General features: G+C 69.9%; 15 protein-coding genes, 1 tRNA gene and 1 riboswitch (1 of these 17 cut by a window edge). Of the genes, 10 read left to right on the top strand and 6 right to left on the bottom strand.

Features of this window, described 5'->3' with window-relative positions; translation table 11 throughout:
• The 3 genes from ACWPKK_RS01320 to ACWPKK_RS01310 all read right to left on the bottom strand — a co-directional run.
• Positions 1–8, bottom strand: partial view of an ion channel gene (locus tag ACWPKK_RS01320; RefSeq protein WP_324868914.1) — the start only. Its footprint begins 1,021 nt before the window's first position; only the first 8 of its 1,029 coding nucleotides appear in the window; its start codon is at positions 6–8; its stop codon lies off the left edge, out of view.
• Positions 9–145: 137 nt separating this feature from the next.
• Positions 146–760 (bottom strand): 2-hydroxychromene-2-carboxylate isomerase, encoded by a 615-nt coding sequence (locus ACWPKK_RS01315; RefSeq protein ID WP_324868913.1) that lies wholly within the window; start codon positions 758–760, stop codon positions 146–148.
• A 125-nt stretch (positions 761–885) separates the two neighbouring features.
• A complete protein-coding gene (locus ACWPKK_RS01310) occupies positions 886–1,599 on the bottom strand; it encodes a response regulator (protein WP_194914381.1) in 714 nt (237 codons plus the stop codon).
• A gap of 251 nt (positions 1,600–1,850) precedes the next feature.
• On the opposite strand from ACWPKK_RS01310, the gene ACWPKK_RS01305 reads away from it, so the two are divergent.
• The 3 genes from ACWPKK_RS01305 to ACWPKK_RS01295 all read left to right on the top strand — a co-directional run bounded on the left by ACWPKK_RS01305 (position 1,851) and on the right by ACWPKK_RS01295 (position 4,611).
• Positions 1,851–2,036: a hypothetical protein gene (locus ACWPKK_RS01305; protein WP_324868912.1), complete on the top strand. Its 186-nt coding sequence runs from the start codon at positions 1,851–1,853 to the stop codon at positions 2,034–2,036.
• A 22-nt stretch (positions 2,037–2,058) separates the two neighbouring features.
• Complete coding sequence (locus tag ACWPKK_RS01300; RefSeq protein WP_452000563.1) at positions 2,059–2,298, top strand: hypothetical protein; 240 nt, start codon at positions 2,059–2,061, stop codon at positions 2,296–2,298.
• Positions 2,299–2,409: 111 nt separating this feature from the next.
• Positions 2,410–4,611 (top strand): hypothetical protein, encoded by a 2,202-nt coding sequence (locus tag ACWPKK_RS01295; protein ID WP_452000561.1) that lies wholly within the window; start codon positions 2,410–2,412, stop codon positions 4,609–4,611.
• Positions 4,612–4,697: 86 nt separating this feature from the next.
• Here ACWPKK_RS01295 and ACWPKK_RS01290 read toward each other — a convergent pair whose 3' ends face one another.
• Entirely contained in the window at positions 4,698–6,761 is a 2,064-nt protein-coding gene (locus ACWPKK_RS01290; protein WP_452000559.1) for a methyl-accepting chemotaxis protein, read from the bottom strand.
• A gap of 235 nt (positions 6,762–6,996) precedes the next feature.
• Positions 6,997–7,096: riboswitch (TPP riboswitch) on the top strand.
• On the opposite strand from ACWPKK_RS01290, the gene thiO reads away from it, so the two are divergent.
• The 5 genes from thiO to ACWPKK_RS01265 all read left to right on the top strand — a co-directional run bounded on the left by thiO (position 7,088) and on the right by ACWPKK_RS01265 (position 10,455).
• Complete coding sequence (gene thiO, locus ACWPKK_RS01285; RefSeq protein WP_452000557.1) at positions 7,088–8,269, top strand: glycine oxidase ThiO; 1,182 nt, start codon at positions 7,088–7,090, stop codon at positions 8,267–8,269. Its footprint overlaps the riboswitch before it by 9 nt.
• Positions 8,266–8,475, top strand: a complete 210-nt coding sequence (thiS, locus tag ACWPKK_RS01280) for a sulfur carrier protein ThiS (protein ID WP_452000556.1) — start codon at positions 8,266–8,268, stop codon at positions 8,473–8,475. The genes thiO and thiS overlap by 4 nt, the downstream gene beginning before the upstream one ends.
• A gap of 119 nt (positions 8,476–8,594) precedes the next feature.
• On the top strand, positions 8,595–9,401 hold the full coding sequence (gene thiG / locus ACWPKK_RS01275) for a thiazole synthase (RefSeq protein WP_452000554.1): 807 nt from the start codon (positions 8,595–8,597) through the stop codon (positions 9,399–9,401).
• Between the two features lie 107 nt (positions 9,402–9,508).
• Positions 9,509–9,952: a PaaI family thioesterase gene (locus tag ACWPKK_RS01270; protein ID WP_014246781.1), complete on the top strand. Its 444-nt coding sequence runs from the start codon at positions 9,509–9,511 to the stop codon at positions 9,950–9,952.
• 29 nt (positions 9,953–9,981) lie between these two features.
• The gene (locus ACWPKK_RS01265) at positions 9,982–10,455 is read left to right on the top strand and encodes a hypothetical protein (protein ID WP_452000553.1); all 474 of its coding nucleotides are present in this window, start codon (positions 9,982–9,984) and stop codon (positions 10,453–10,455) included.
• A 34-nt stretch (positions 10,456–10,489) separates the two neighbouring features.
• Here ACWPKK_RS01265 and mgtE read toward each other — a convergent pair whose 3' ends face one another.
• Complete coding sequence (gene mgtE / locus ACWPKK_RS01260; protein WP_452000551.1) at positions 10,490–11,926, bottom strand: magnesium transporter; 1,437 nt, start codon at positions 11,924–11,926, stop codon at positions 10,490–10,492.
• A gap of 368 nt (positions 11,927–12,294) precedes the next feature.
• Here mgtE and ACWPKK_RS01255 point away from each other — a divergent pair, with 368 nt between their 5' ends.
• Both ACWPKK_RS01255 and ACWPKK_RS01250 read left to right on the top strand, forming a co-directional pair.
• Positions 12,295–12,597: an STAS domain-containing protein gene (locus ACWPKK_RS01255; RefSeq protein ID WP_310117469.1), complete on the top strand. Its 303-nt coding sequence runs from the start codon at positions 12,295–12,297 to the stop codon at positions 12,595–12,597.
• A gap of 153 nt (positions 12,598–12,750) precedes the next feature.
• Positions 12,751–13,464 carry a phosphatase PAP2 family protein gene (locus ACWPKK_RS01250; RefSeq protein ID WP_452000549.1) on the top strand — a complete coding sequence of 238 codons (714 nt, stop codon included), beginning with the start codon at positions 12,751–12,753 and terminating at the stop codon, positions 13,462–13,464.
• Between the two features lie 101 nt (positions 13,465–13,565).
• Here ACWPKK_RS01250 and ACWPKK_RS01245 read toward each other — a convergent pair.
• A tRNA-Leu gene (locus ACWPKK_RS01245) sits at positions 13,566–13,650 on the bottom strand.
• Positions 13,651–13,706: the final 56 nt, after the last annotated feature.

The raw sequence follows: 13,706 nt of genomic DNA, 5'->3' as shown, positions 1-13,706 counted from the left end.
TGGTCCATGGGGCGGCAAACCGGAACTGGAGCTGGCGCCGTCGCCGACGCCACGACGAAAGTCTTACTCCACCGTTATAGCGGTTTGCCCGCCCCAACCGTCAGTGTTTTCCGCAGCTGCGACAAGGTGCGGAGCCTTGCCGCAGTCACCAGCCGCCGGTGGACAGCCAGCGGTCGACCATGTCGAGCCGGTCCCAGCCCCAGAAGGGCTCGCCGTCGACGATGATGAAAGGAGAGCCGAAGACGCCCCGCTCCACCGCATCGTCGGTTTCCGTGCGCAGCCGATCCTTGACCATCGGATCCTGCAGCGCCGCCGTCACCGCCGCCCGGTCGATGCCCAGGCTGCCCAGCGTCCGGCCGGCGATCTCCGCCACCGTTTCGGCCGGGCCGATGTCGCGCCCTTCGGCGAAATGCGCATGATAAAGCGCGCGGGCCAGCAGCTTCGCCTGCTCGGGATGCTCGTCGGTCAGCCAGTAGAAGGCGCGCGAGGCGGCGACTCCGTTGACCGGGGCCGAGTCGGGGAAGGTGAAGGGCGCGCCGGTCAGCCGGGCGATGCGGCCGACGTCGTGGGTCAGATACTCCCCCCGCAGCGGCTGCTGCAGGTTCGGCTTCATGCCCGTCACCTTGAAGATGGCGCCGAGCAGGACCGGGCGCCAGGTGACGGCGCGGCCATGCTTGGCCGCAAGTTCGTCGATGCGCAGGCTGGCGAAATAGCCGTAGGGCGAGGCGAAGTCGAAATAGAAATCGATGGGATCCGGCACGCGCGTTTCCTCTCCGCTGCTTGATTGGGCAGTTTTGCGGAAAGGCTAACGCGGGCGGGATTCAGCGTCCAGGGGGCGTAGGAGGCATCGGAGGGGAGGATGGCCGTTCCCCGGCCCGGAACCGGTCAGACCGTGCGCACCTTGGCGTCAAACACATATCCGGCGCCGCGTTCGGTCTTGATGATGCGGGGTTCCTTCGGGTTCGCCTCGATCTTGCGGCGCAGGCGCAGGATCAGCACGTCGATGGAGCGGTCGAACACCTCCGCCCCGTCGACGCGGGTGAGGTCGAGCAGCTGGTCGCGGGTCAGCACCCGCTGCGGCCGCTTCACGAAGGCGGCGAGCAGGCCGAACTCCGCCTTGGTCAGTTCCACCTCGCGCCCCTCCTGCCCGCGCAGGCGCTGGGCGGTGAGGTCGAGTTCCCAGTTGGCGAACTGGACGACGGCGCGCAGTTCATCCGGGTTGCGCGGCGGACGCGCGTCGTTGGAGACGCGGCGCAGCACCGCCTTGATGCGGGCCAGCAGCTCGCGCGGGTTGAACGGCTTGGTCAGGTAGTCGTCGGCGCCCAGTTCCAGCCCGACGATGCGGTCGACGTCCTGGTCCTTGGACGACAGGATGATGACAGGGATCTGCGATTCGGTGCGGATCTGACGGACGAGGCCCAGCCCGTCGCCATCGGGCAGGCGCAGGTCGCAGACCACGAGGTCGACAGGGTCGCCGTCCAGGGCCTGCTTGGCCGAAGCGGTGTCGTGCGCCGTGGTGACCCGGTAGCCTTCCCCCGCCAGATATGAGGCCAAAAGCTCCCGAATCGGCTCATCGTCGTCGACCGCGAGAATGTGCATGCCTGTTACCTCCCCAAACCTTCTTATCTCACGCGCGAGCGCCACGCAATGCGTTACAACCCCGTAACGGCTGCGGCTGCCTTGCCTTCCGCATGAGTTGGTTGAAATCGCATTCTGCACCGGCGACACAAAATCACCCTTTCACGGACATTAACCAGAAACACGCTGCGGTTTAAATGCCGACCATCGAACAGGGGACGGCCGCCCGCCGCAGGGCGCCGGACCCATGCCGTGATGGGAGAAGCACAGCCATGTCGAACGTCGATCATTGCCTGGAGCGTCTGGCCCTGCTCGACCGCGCCGATCGCCTGCTGAACGAGGTGCGGGTCTATGGACAGCACGGGTCGGTCCGCGAAACGCTGGCGCAGCACCGGCTGCTGCTGGGCGAGGCGAGACGCCACCTCGACTCGGCGCGCTCTGTCGGCCGGTTCGGCTGACGAACGGCGAGGGACCGCGACCATGCCCGGCTGCAACGCCCCGGTGCCGCTGGTGCCGCCCCAGCGCGCCCCGTCCCCGACTGCCAGGACGGCTCGGCGCCTGCCCGCCGACGGCAACCGCCGTCCGGCGCAGGAGCGTTGCGCCCACCATTCCGCACACCTTACGCCCTGCGGACCGGCCGCCCTGCCCCGCCCGGTCGCGCCGGCTCCCGCACCGCTGTGGCATATGATGATGGAACGCTGGCTGGCGGCCACGCCCTGACGGAATCCTGCCTCCCGGCACCCGGTCGACGGACTGCGACGCTCTCCCTATTCCCGCCCGATTTCACGCCTAAGCCGGTGATCGGGAGTCACAGAAACGGAGAGACCCATCATGACCCGCGCCATCCTTCTCGCCTCCACCGCCCTGCTGATGGCGGCACCGGGCGCCCTGGCGGCGACCGGAGCGGCCGATGGACCGGGGGGCAACGGACCGGGGGGCAGGCAGTTGGCGCTGACGCGGGTCCTGCTGTCCACCGGCGGAGTCGGTTACTTCGAATATGAAGCGACGGTGACCGGCGATGCCGACCTGTCGCTGGAAGTGCGGCGCGATCAGGTCGACGACGTGCTGAAGAGCATCGTGGTCTATGACGACAAGGGCGGCGTCGGCACCATCGGCCTGCCCGGGGCGGAGCCGCTGGACACCGCCTTCCGCGAACTGCCCTTCTCGCCCGGCGACCTGACCTCCCCCGCCGCGCTGCTGAGCGCCATGCAGGGGGCGGAGGTCACGGCCGGCGGGTCGCGCCAGCTGACCGGCCGGCTGATGTCGGTGACCGAGGAGACGGTGCGGTTGCCCGGCAACGACGGCGCCACCGCCACCCGGCACCGGGTGACGCTGATGACCGCCGACGGCCTGCGCCAGCTGGTGCTGGAGGAGGCCGACACGCTGCGCTTCACCGATCCGGCGGTGCAGGCCCAGATCGACAAGGCGCTGTCGGCGGTGGCGGACAATGCCCGGCGCGAGCGGCGGCGGCTGACCGTTCACAGCAACGCGCCCCGCGATGCGCAGGCGAGCGGCGAGCGCCGGGTCCGCGTCGGCTATGTCGCGGCGACTCCGCTGTGGAAGGCGACCTACCGGCTCAGCCTGGGCACCGACGGCGCTGCCGCACAGGAAGGGAAAGCCCAGGATGGGCCGGCACAGAATGGAAAGGGCGCGCTGCAGGGCTGGGCGGTGCTGGAGAATCTCAGCGGGGAGGACTGGCGCGGCGTCGACCTGACGGTGGTGTCGGGCAACCCGGTCACCCTGCGCCAGGCGCTCTACACGCCATATTTCGTCGAGCGGCCGGAAGTGCCGGTGGAGGTCCTCGGCCGGGTGCTTCCCAGCGCCGACGAGGGCACGGTGACCCTGGACGATGCCCGCGCGGCGATGCGCCCCCAGGCGGAATCGTCGCGGGCCGCGCCGCCGCCGGCCGCCGCCATGGCCGCTCCCACGCCGATGGCGCCCGCCCCCGCTCCGATGGCCGAGCCGCTGGCGAAAACGGCGCCCTATGGTTCCGCCGCCGGCACGCCGGCCGTCGCCGCCGTCCGCAGCGCCGAGGCCGGGGCAGCCGAGGGCGCCCAGGTGCTGTTCCGCTATCCGCAGCCGGTCAGCGTTCCGAACGGCGGGACCCTGATGATGCCGATCGCCGCGCGCGCCCTGCCGGTGGAGCGGGTGGCACTTTACCAGCCCGCCAGCGATGGCCGCCACCCGCTGGCCTCGCTGCGGCTGCGCAACGACGGCGACACCGCCTTGCCGCCGGGGCTGCTGACCTTCTACGACCGTGCTTCGAAGAGCGATGGCACCGGTGCTGCAACCAGCGCTTATGTCGGCGACGCCCGCATGGCGACGCTGCCGGCGGGCGACAGCCGGCTGCTGTCCTTCGCCGTCGATCAGGCGGTGACCATCGACCGCGAGGAGAAGCCCAGCCGCCGGCTGTCCCGCGCGACCATCGCCGACGGCGTGCTGACCCTGTCGGTGACCGACCGGCAGAGCACCACCTACACCGTTGCCGGCGCCCCCGACGGTGACCGCAGCCTGATCATCGAGCACCCGCGCCGCCCCGGCTGGGAGCTTGCCGAACCGGCGGGCAACAAGCCCGACGCGACCGCCGCCGCCTACCGCCTGCCGCTGGCGGTGCCGGCCGGCAAGACGGCGACGCTGACCGCCACGCTGGAGCGGCCGCGGCAGGAGCGCATCGTCCTGACCGACCTAACGGCCGACCAGATCGCCGCCCGCGCCGACGCGGCCGAACTGCCGCCGGAGGTGCGTCAGGCGCTGACCACGCTGGCCGGCCTGCGCGCCGCCGTCGCCGAGAAGGAGCGCCGCATCGCCGAGCTGGAGCGCGACCGGGCGGAGCGCATCGCCGACCAGGACCGCCTGCGTGAGAACCTGAAGGCCCTGCCCGCCGGCAGCGACCTGCACAAGCGCACGCTGGCGAAGATGGCGGAGGCCGAAAACCGCCTCGACGCACTGGCCCGCGACCTGACGACCGCCCGAGGCGAAGCGGAGGCCGCCCGCCAGACCCTGCGCGAGCGGGTGAAGGCGCTGGCGATCTGAGGGCGCGGCAGTCGCTTAAAGCCCCTCTCCCCTTGCGGGAGAAGGGCTACTCGCGTCCAGAAGTCTCGGCCCCCTCGCGGCACCCCTCACCCCGCACGGTCCAACTGCTTGAGGAAGCCGATGTAGCGGTTGATGTCCTCCATCCGCCGGGCGTGGTCGTTCAGGTCGGACAGGCGGCCTTCGATGGCCCGCTGTGCGCCCTCCACCTCGTCGATGACGGCGTTGATGTCGGTCTGCAGGGCGTGGGCGGCGGTGGCGGCCTCGTCCATGCGGACGCTGGTGTCGTCCAGCTGGCTGCCGACCGAGCGGACGGAGGTCACCACCTGATCGATGGCGCGGCGGGTGTCGCCCAGCGTCTGCTTGGTGTCGTTGGCCAGCTTGCGCACCTCCGCCGCGACCACCGCGAAGCCCCTCCCCGCCTCGCCGGCCCGCGCCGCCTCGATGGTGGCGTTGAGCGCCAGCAGGTTGGTCTGGCTGGCGATGCCGTCGATCACCGACAGAACCTTTTCGATGCTCTTCACCACGGTGGACAGCTGGCTGAACTCACGGACCAGCTCCTCCTTCCGCTCGGAATGGCCTTCGAACAGGCCGGCATGGCGGGTCAGCGTCGCCTCGATGGCGGACATGGAGCCGCCGATGCGCGCGGCGTAGCTGGCGGTTTCCTGGACGCCGCTGTTCAGCGTGACAAGGGCGTCGAGGTAGCTGTGCATCCGCTCGATCACGCTGTTGCGGATGCGGCTCAGCAACTCCAGCCGGTTGTAGCGGGTGGCGATGAAATAGCTCTGGAACCGGGCGTAATGGACCGGAAAGCGGTCGACCATGTCGTCGGAAAAGGCGGTGCCGGGCGGGACCTCGAAGAACATCAGGGCCGACAGGGTTTGGTTGATGTTGATGCCCAGCAGTTCGCCGAAGGTGGAGAAGCCGGCGGCGGCCAGCCCGTCGAAGGCATGCACCCGCGACAGCTGGTCCGGGTTGTTCAGACGGCGCAGGATGCAGTCGTTCAGGATGGCGCCCACCGGCCGCGGCTTGTCCCGCAGATAGGCGGCGAGGTCGTCCTCCGTCTGGCGGACGAAGTCGGTGGCCTCCACCAGGCACAGCGAATCGCCGGGATTGACGTCGCAATAGAAGGCGACCTCCCCCTTCTCGAAATCGAAGCCGGAGATGGAGCGCACGAACAGCTCCCCCTCCATCTCGATGGCGAAGGTGTTCTTGGCGAGCTTGGCCGGAAGCTCCTGCGGCTTGCAGCGCAGCGCCTTGGCCAGCGCGTCGATGAAGCTCACCACCTCGAAGCCGTCGCGGTCGATCACGCCGCGCACGATGCGGCGCATCGGGTCGGCGTCCACCACCGCGAAGCGGGTCTGGGTCGGACGGAAATTCTGCGACTTGAAGATGCCGTAACGGATGCCGGGCGCCATCTTCAGGAAGATGGTCAGCGCCGAATTCTCCAGCACGCGCTGGCCGTCGAACAGGCGGGTGTTGCGGAAGTCCAGCGTGCCGCCGGCCGAGCCGCCGATGAACAGGCAGGGGAAATGGCCGGAGCGGTAGACCGCCTCCATGAACCAGCTTTCGCTGGCCGACAGCCCGTCGATGAAGGTCAGCGCCACCGTGTCGTGGCTGTCGACCGCGAAGGGAACGCGGACGCGGTCCAACTCGCCGCGGATCGCCTCCACCCGTGCAGGGACGTCACGGGTCGGCCGGCCGCCGCGCAGATCCTCGCAATGCAGCGGGACGGCATGGATGCTGATCCCCGCGAACAGGCGCGGGCTGAAGGATTGCAGGACCACGCTGTCCCAGCGGTCGCCCGCCTTGCGGTAGAGCGGCTGTCCGTCCGCCGCGCATAGCTCGCCCGCGGTGGAGACCAGCACCAGCTGCGTGGCCGGCGGCAGGGCGGAGCGCACCGCGCGGGCGGTGGCCGCGAAATCGACATGCGGCGAGACGAAGCCGACGACCAGCGCCGGGGCGCCGGCGGCGAAGCCCAGCCCGTCCAGTGCCGTGGCGCCGATCTGTGCGGCCGGCAGGCAGAGGCTGCGGATCGGCGCCTCCGCCGGATCGGCTGCGGCGGTCGCGATGGCCGTATTGCCGGACTCGGCAGCATTCGGACCGGTACCGGAGGAGGCGGTCGCGGAGTCGGAGCGGAAGAAGGACAGCATGGCGGGCGATTCCTCGGACGTCTTGTTTGATTCCGCATGCCAGCCGCGTCGATCGTTTCGCCGACGCCCTGCCACCGGAAATTTTGCGGATAGTTTAGCTCCCGATCGGTGGCTTCGCTCATCGGGGGAACTCCTTATCCAGCCGTGGCATGGGGTCGCACGCCTTGATGGGCCGGGCAGATGGGCCGGGTGCCGATTCCGCTTGTAGGGCCAGCGAAACATTGGCATAAGGCAAACCATAGGCCTGGGGTGCCGTGCGGTGGTCGCGCGGCTGAGAACACACCCATCGAACCTGTCTGGGTAATTCCAGCGAAGGGAGCCGCCGCATGATCCATGCGCCAGATCCGCATCCATTTTCCGTTCCCGAATCGGGAATCCGTCCCTCCGTCGCCGTCATCGGTGCCGGCTGCATCGGCCTTGCCATCGCCTGGAGGCTGGCGTCGGCCGGCTGCCGCGTCGATCTGTTCGAACGGGGACAGGCGGGCCGCGGCGCCACCCATGCAGCCGGCGGCATGCTGGCCGCCTGCGTCGAAACCGAACCGGGAGAGGACGGGCTGCTGCCGCTGACTCGCGCCTCCCAGGCGCTGTGGCCGGACTTCGCCCGCGACCTGGAGGCTGCGAGCGGCATGGCGGTGGACCTGCGCACCGAAGGCACCATGGTCATCGCGCTCAACGCCGACGATGCCGCCAAGGTCCGTTTCCTGCACGGTTTCCAGCGCGACCTCGGCCTTCCGGTGGAGTGGCTGGGCGGGGCCGAGGTGCGCCGGCGCGAGCCCTTCCTGCAGCCAGGCGTGGCCGGCGCCCTGTTCTGTGCCGGCGACCATCAGGTCGACAACCGCAAGGTCGCAGCCGCCCTGCAGCGCGCCGCCCTGGCCGCCGGCGCCCGCCTGCATGAGCAGTGCGGCGAGGTGGCTCTGGCGGTGGAGGATGGACGCGCCGTTGGTGTGCGTGTTGCTGCAACTCTGCACCGGGCCGACCGGGTGGTTCTGGCCGCAGGGGCTTGGTCGGCCGGCGTGCCGGGCCTGCCGCCCGCCGCGAAGCCGCCGGTACGGCCGGTCAAGGGGCAGATGGTCTGCCTGCGCATGGACGCCCGTCTGCCGCTGCTGCGCCATGTGGTGTGGACGCCTGGCACCTACCTGATCCCGCGGCTGGACGGCCGTCTGCTGATCGGCGCCACGACGGAGGAGCGCGGCTTCGACGACCGGCTGACCGCCGGCGGCCAGTTCGCGCTGCTGGAAGGGGCGTGGCGCGCGCTGCCGGGCATCGCCGAACTGCCGATCGAGGAGGCCTGGGCCGGCTTCCGCCCCGGCAGCCGCGACGACGCGCCGATCCTGGGGGAAAGCGGCATCCCCGGCCTGATCCACGCCACCGGCCACCACCGCAACGGCATCCTGCTGACCCCGGTGACCGCCGACGGCATCGCCCGGCTGGTGCTGACCGGCGAGACCGACCCGCTGTTGCGCCCCTTCGCCGCCGACCGCTTCGTTGCGGCGGGAGCCGCCGCATGAGCGCCGTCCTCCGCATCAACGGCCAGGAAGAACCGCTGTCCGCCGCCTCGGTCGGCGAGCTTCTGGCCGCGCGCGGCATCGCCGCAGGCGCGCCCGGCGTCGCCGTCGCCCTGAACGGCGCCGTGGTTCCCCGCCGCCGCTGGCTTGAGACCCCGCTCCAGCCCGGCGACAGCCTGGAAATCGTCCGCCCCATCCAGGGCGGCTGACCCCCCTGATCCTCCCTCTCCCGCCCCCGACACGGGAAGAATCCCCTCTCCCCCCTGGGGAGAGGGGGGATTTCCCCGGGCTGGTCGCCGAAGGAGAGGGCCTTTGAAAGGCTCCCACCATGCCCCAATCCACCCCCGACATCCTCACCATCGCCGGACGCGGCTTCGGCTCGCGGCTGTTCCTCGGCACGGCCGGCTATCCGAACCAGCAGGTGATGCTCGACGCGCTGGAGGCCAGCGGCAGCGAGCTGGTCACGCTGGCGATCCGGCGCATCAGCCTGGACGGCTATTCGGAAAGCCTCGTCGACGTGCTGGCCCGCGCCACCGCCGGGCGGCCGACCGGCCCGGTCGGGCTGCTGCCCAACACCGCCGGCTGCATGACCGCCAAGGAGGCGGTGCTGACCGCCCAGCTGTCGCGCGAGGCGCTGGAAACCCCCTGGATCAAGCTGGAGGTCATCGGCGACCGCGAGCTGCTCTATCCCGACGTGGAGGAACTGCTGCGCGCGACCGAGGAATTGGTGAACGACGGCTTCGTCGTGCTGCCCTATTGCAACGACGATCCCGTCACCTGCCGCAAGCTGGCCGACCTGGGCGCGGCGGCGGTGATGCCGCTGGGGGCCTTCATCGGGTCCGGCCTGGGCATCCGCAACCCGCACGCCATCGAGACGATCTGCGCCCGCAGCCCGGTGCCGGTGGTGCTGGATGCCGGGATCGGCACCGCATCCGACGCCGCGCTGGCGATGGAACTGGGCTGTGCCGCGGTGCTGCTGAACACCGCCGTGTCGAAGGCGCGCGATCCGGTGCGGATGGCGGCGGCGATGCGCGACGCGGTCGCTGCCGGGCGCGGCGCCCATCTGGCCGGCCGCATGCCGATGCGCGCCTATGCCGAACCCTCCAGCCCGCAGATGGGCCTGATCGGCAGCTGACGGCGAAGGGGCGTGCCTCTTGCGGTTGTCCAATCGGCCGCTTGATCCGGCGCGGCGGCTGACGCAGGCTGTCGCGCACCGCCCCTCAAGCCGGAGATCTTCCGACCGTGCCCGCCACCTTCGAACCCCGTACCCCCGACTGGAAGGCGCGCTGCCTCGCGTCCTTCGAACAGCAGCCGATCTGCAGGACGCTCGGCATCGAGATGGCGGCGATGGAGCCCGGCTTCTGCGAGATGCGGCTGCCCTTCCGCGCCGACCTGACGCAGCAGCACGGCTTCTTCCATGCCGGCATGGTCAGCACGCTGGCCGACAATGCCGGCGGCTATGCCGCGCTGAGCCTGATGCCCGCCGGGGCGGAGGTGCTGGCGGTGGAGTTCAAGATCAACCTGATGTCGCCGGCCAAGGGCGACGTCATGATCGCCCGCGCCCGCGTGGTGAAGCCGGGCCGCACCCTGGTCATCACCCAGGTGGAGGTGTCGATGCTGGACGGCGGGGTGGAGAAGGACTGCGCCCTGATGCAGCAGACCACCTTCTGCGTGATGCCGAAATGACGGTCCAACCGGTTCGAAAGGAGTTTCCCATGCTGTCCGCAAACCTGCCGTCCGCGCGCAAGGCCGCCCTTCTGCTGGCCGGCGGCCTTACCGTTTTCGCCGCGGTCTCCACCCCGGCGGAGGCGAAGGATCCGCCGTCCTGCGCCGCCATCTCCTTCCGTCCGCTGCCGACCGGCACCCCGGACGGCGAGCAGGAAACCGGCCTCTACAAGTCGCGCTTCGGCAAGATCGAGGTGAAGGCCGACGTGAAGGGCGGTCTGGCCACCAACTACTACATGGTGCTGAACGGCAAGAAGGTGGACGGTCCGGCCACGCCGCCGAAGCTGTCGGACGCCTGCCTGACGTCCAAGCACGTCAAGCTTCCCTTCGCCAAGCAGGCCCAGGGCGCCTGCACCGGCAGCCGGTTCCGCGTCGTCGTCGACCGGTCCGGCGCCAAGCCGGTCGCCGCCTTCTTCGGACTGCAGGGCGAGGACTGGGCCTACTGCAGCGCCACCACCCTGTAAGGCGCTCCGCCTTCCAGCCATCCCGGGGCTGCGCTCACAGCAGGAACGCCGACGCCAGCCCCAGGAAGGCCAGGAAACCGATCACGTCGGTGATGGTGGTCAGGAACACCGCGCTGGACACCGCGGGATCGACGCCCAGCTTTTCCAGCCCAAGCGGGATCAGCGCGCCGCTGAGCCCCGCCACCACCAGGTTGATGATCATGGCGAGCCCGATGACGATGCCGATCATCGGGCCGTACCAGACCAGCGCGATCACCCCGACCATCACGGCGAAGATGCCGCCGTTGATCAGCCCGACCAGCAGCTCCTTGCCCACCACCCGCATGGCGTTGGCGGAGGACAGGTCGTGCGTCGCCAGCGCGCGGACGACGACGGTCAGCGTCTGGGTCCCGGCATTGCCGCCCATGGAGGCGACGATGGGCATCAGCACCGCCAGCGCCACGATCTGCTCGATGGTGCCCTCGAACAGCGAGATGACGCCCGACGCCAGGAAAGCGGTGGCGAGATTGACGGTCAGCCAGCCGACACGGCCGCGGGCGATGTCGGCGATGCCGCTGAACACGCCGGTGTCGCCCGACCCGCTCAGCTTGCGCAGGTCGTCCTCCGCCTCCTCGTCGATGATGCGGACGACGTCGTCGACGGTGATGACGCCGATCAGCCGGCCGGAAGGATCGACCACGGGGGCGGAGACCAGGGCATATTGGCGGAACAGGTTGGCGACCTCCGCCCGCTCCATGGTCGCGGGGATCGCATCGACCTCGCCGGTGACCAGATCGGCGATGCGCACGGCCCGGCGCTGGCGCAGCAGGCGCGACAGCGGCACCGCCCCCACCACCCGGTGCATCGGGTCGACGATGAAGATGTCGTAGAAATCCTCCGGCAGCGTGTCGGTCGCCGCCCGGACGAAGTCGATGGTCTTGCCCACCGTCCAGAATTCCGGCACCGCGACCAGCTCTCGCTGCATCATGCGGCCGGCGCTGTCCTCGTCGTAGGTCAGGTTTTCCTGAACCAGGGCGCGTTCGGCGTCGGGCAGGTTCGCCAGGATCTGCGCCCGCGTCTCCGCATCCAGATCCTCGATCAGCTCGACGGCGTCGTCGGTGTCGAGGTCGGCGACGGCGGCGGCCAGCTCCTGCGGCTCGAACCGTTCGATCAGCGCTTCGCGCAGGTCCGGGTTCAGGTAGGACAGCACCTCGCCGTCCAGCTCCGCCGGCAGCAGGTCGATCAGGTCGGCGCGCTCGGCCGGGTCGGCCTGCTCGATCAGGTCGGCGATGTCGGCGGCGTGCAGCTCCTCCAGCCGCGCCAGAACGGCGTCGCGTTCACGGGCGCGCAGCAGGGCGACGATCTCTTCCACGAATTCCGGATCGACGCCGTAGGGACGTTCATCCTCCGCCTCATTGCCCATGGGACGATGTCCATGGGGATGGGCGGCGCTGTCCGGCCGCAGGTCCGGCGTGTGGGGATCGGTGTGCATGGCCGGCACCCTCCCTTCGACGATGGCAACGCCCGAATGCCGGCATGGAACCGACGGCACGGCAACGGCAACGCGGCTCCGCGACATCGGACGTTAGGCCGGCGGCGTTCGGGGGCGGTGTTCGGGGTTTGCGGGTTGTGGAAGGCCTCCGCGCGGTACCATGGTCCCGGCGCAGAGGACGGGAACTGCACCGGCGGGGGCGCCCCCGACATAGAGGCGCCGCCCCCGTTTGTCCAGCCCGGTCGGGCACGGAACGGCCGTTCCCGGTGCTTTTCCCACCGGACTCTTGGCATCCCCTTGCACCGCAGCAACCCTTCGTGTTCCCATCACGGCGTGCCGCATCATGGGGAGAGGGGCCGGACGCGCCTATGGAGTATGCCTTCACCACCGTCGGCGACCGCGACGGCATCCTGCTGTCGGGCCGCTGCACCTACGAGGACGGCAACCGCTTCCACGACATGCTGCGCGATTGGGACTTTGCCGCCAGCCCGGTGGTGCCGATCGACCTGCGCTTCGTCACCTTCATCGACTCCGCCGCCATCGGCATGATGTTCATCCTGGCGAACCGCTGCCGCGAGGCCGGCGGCCACATCGTCGCCAGCGGTGCCGCTCCCCACATCGTCCGCGCGCTACGCCGCGCCGCACTCGACCGCTACATCGAGTTCCGCTGAGGGGGGCTGCCGCCAGCGGTCCGAATTCGGGGAGGGTGGCACTCCGAACCGCTCCCCCAGCGCCCGAACGATGCCTTCCGATGCGCCGTTGACCCACCCTGTCATAAAACCGCAACACTGACGACTTCCCCCCCTGCCGCCGGCGGAGTCGTCGTGGAGGTCCTGCATCGTCTCGACCAGATCCTGCTCCTGTGGCTGAACCAGTTTGCGGGCCACAGCGCGGCGCTGGACATGGCGGTGCGTGGTATCGCCAACATCTACCTGATCAAGCTGGGGCTGCTCTGTGCCGCCCTGTGGTGGCTGTGGTTCCGCCGCGACGACATGGACGGTGGGCGCCGGCTGGTGGTGGACGCCCTGGCCGCCGTGGTCCTGGCGGTGGCGGCGTCCATCCTTATCCAGGCGGTGATGCCGGCGCGGCCCCGCCCCCTGCACGATGCCGGCCTTGCCTTCGTCCCACCCATCGGCCAGAGCCGCGAGGCCCTGAAGAACTGGAGTTCCTTCCCCAGCGACAACGCCGCCCTCGCCTTCGCGCTGGCCGCGACCTTCGTCCGCGCCTCACGCCCTTGGGGGCTGCTGGCCTGCCTGTGGGCTGCGGTGGTCGTCAGCCTGCCGCGGGTCTATCTGGGCCTGCATTACCCCGGCGACGTGACCGGCGGCGCCCTGATCGGTATCGCCAGCGCCTTCGCCACCGCAAGGCTGCTGCCGATGGGCGGCGTCCACCGGCTGGCGGCCTGGGCGGAGGCGCGCTGGCGGCCCTGGTTCTACAGCGGTGCCTTCCTGGCGATCTACGAGATGATGGTGCTGTTCGAGGATGTCCGCCGCGCCGCAGGAGGTGCGGCCAAACTGCTGCGCGCACTGATCGGATAGGCGTGGGAAAACGCGGATACGAAAAAGCCCGCTCGGTCTTGCAACCTGCGGGCCTTTCGTCTTTCCCGTATCCCCGGGATGGTCCCATCTGCATGGGAGAGTGGTGCGGTCGAGAAGACTCGAACTTCCACGGGTTGCCCCACAGCGACCTCAACGCTGCGCGTCTACCAATTCCGCCACGACCGCATCAGGCTGGTAGTTCCCGACGTCCGCTTGCGCGCCTCATCGGGTGGAGCGGGTAG

The organism is Azospirillum largimobile, from assembly GCF_977007025.2.
The sequence above is the reverse complement of the archived record's forward strand: the minus strand, read 5'-3'. Positions and strand labels throughout refer to the sequence as shown.

What these genes read in the sequence shown, in the direction of transcription:
- ACWPKK_RS01300 (WP_452000563.1), top strand. Translation starts at nt 2,059, where the DNA reads ATGCCCGGCTGCAACGCCCCGGTGCCGCTGGTGCCGCCCCAGCGCGCC.
- ACWPKK_RS01295 (WP_452000561.1), top strand. Translation starts at nt 2,410, where the DNA reads ATGACCCGCGCCATCCTTCTCGCCTCCACCGCCCTGCTGATGGCGGCA.
- ACWPKK_RS01255 (WP_310117469.1), top strand. Translation starts at nt 12,295, where the DNA reads ATGGAGTATGCCTTCACCACCGTCGGCGACCGCGACGGCATCCTGCTG.
- thiS (WP_452000556.1), top strand. Translation starts at nt 8,266, where the DNA reads ATGAGCGCCGTCCTCCGCATCAACGGCCAGGAAGAACCGCTGTCCGCC.
- ACWPKK_RS01290 (WP_452000559.1), bottom strand. Translation starts at nt 6,761, where the DNA reads ATGCTGTCCTTCTTCCGCTCCGACTCCGCGACCGCCTCCTCCGGTACC.
- thiG (WP_452000554.1), top strand. Translation starts at nt 8,595, where the DNA reads ATGCCCCAATCCACCCCCGACATCCTCACCATCGCCGGACGCGGCTTC.
- ACWPKK_RS01310 (WP_194914381.1), bottom strand. Translation starts at nt 1,599, where the DNA reads ATGCACATTCTCGCGGTCGACGACGATGAGCCGATTCGGGAGCTTTTG.
- ACWPKK_RS01305 (WP_324868912.1), top strand. Translation starts at nt 1,851, where the DNA reads ATGTCGAACGTCGATCATTGCCTGGAGCGTCTGGCCCTGCTCGACCGC.
- mgtE (WP_452000551.1), bottom strand. Translation starts at nt 11,926, where the DNA reads ATGCACACCGATCCCCACACGCCGGACCTGCGGCCGGACAGCGCCGCC.
- ACWPKK_RS01265 (WP_452000553.1), top strand. Translation starts at nt 9,982, where the DNA reads ATGCTGTCCGCAAACCTGCCGTCCGCGCGCAAGGCCGCCCTTCTGCTG.
- thiO (WP_452000557.1), top strand. Translation starts at nt 7,088, where the DNA reads ATGATCCATGCGCCAGATCCGCATCCATTTTCCGTTCCCGAATCGGGA.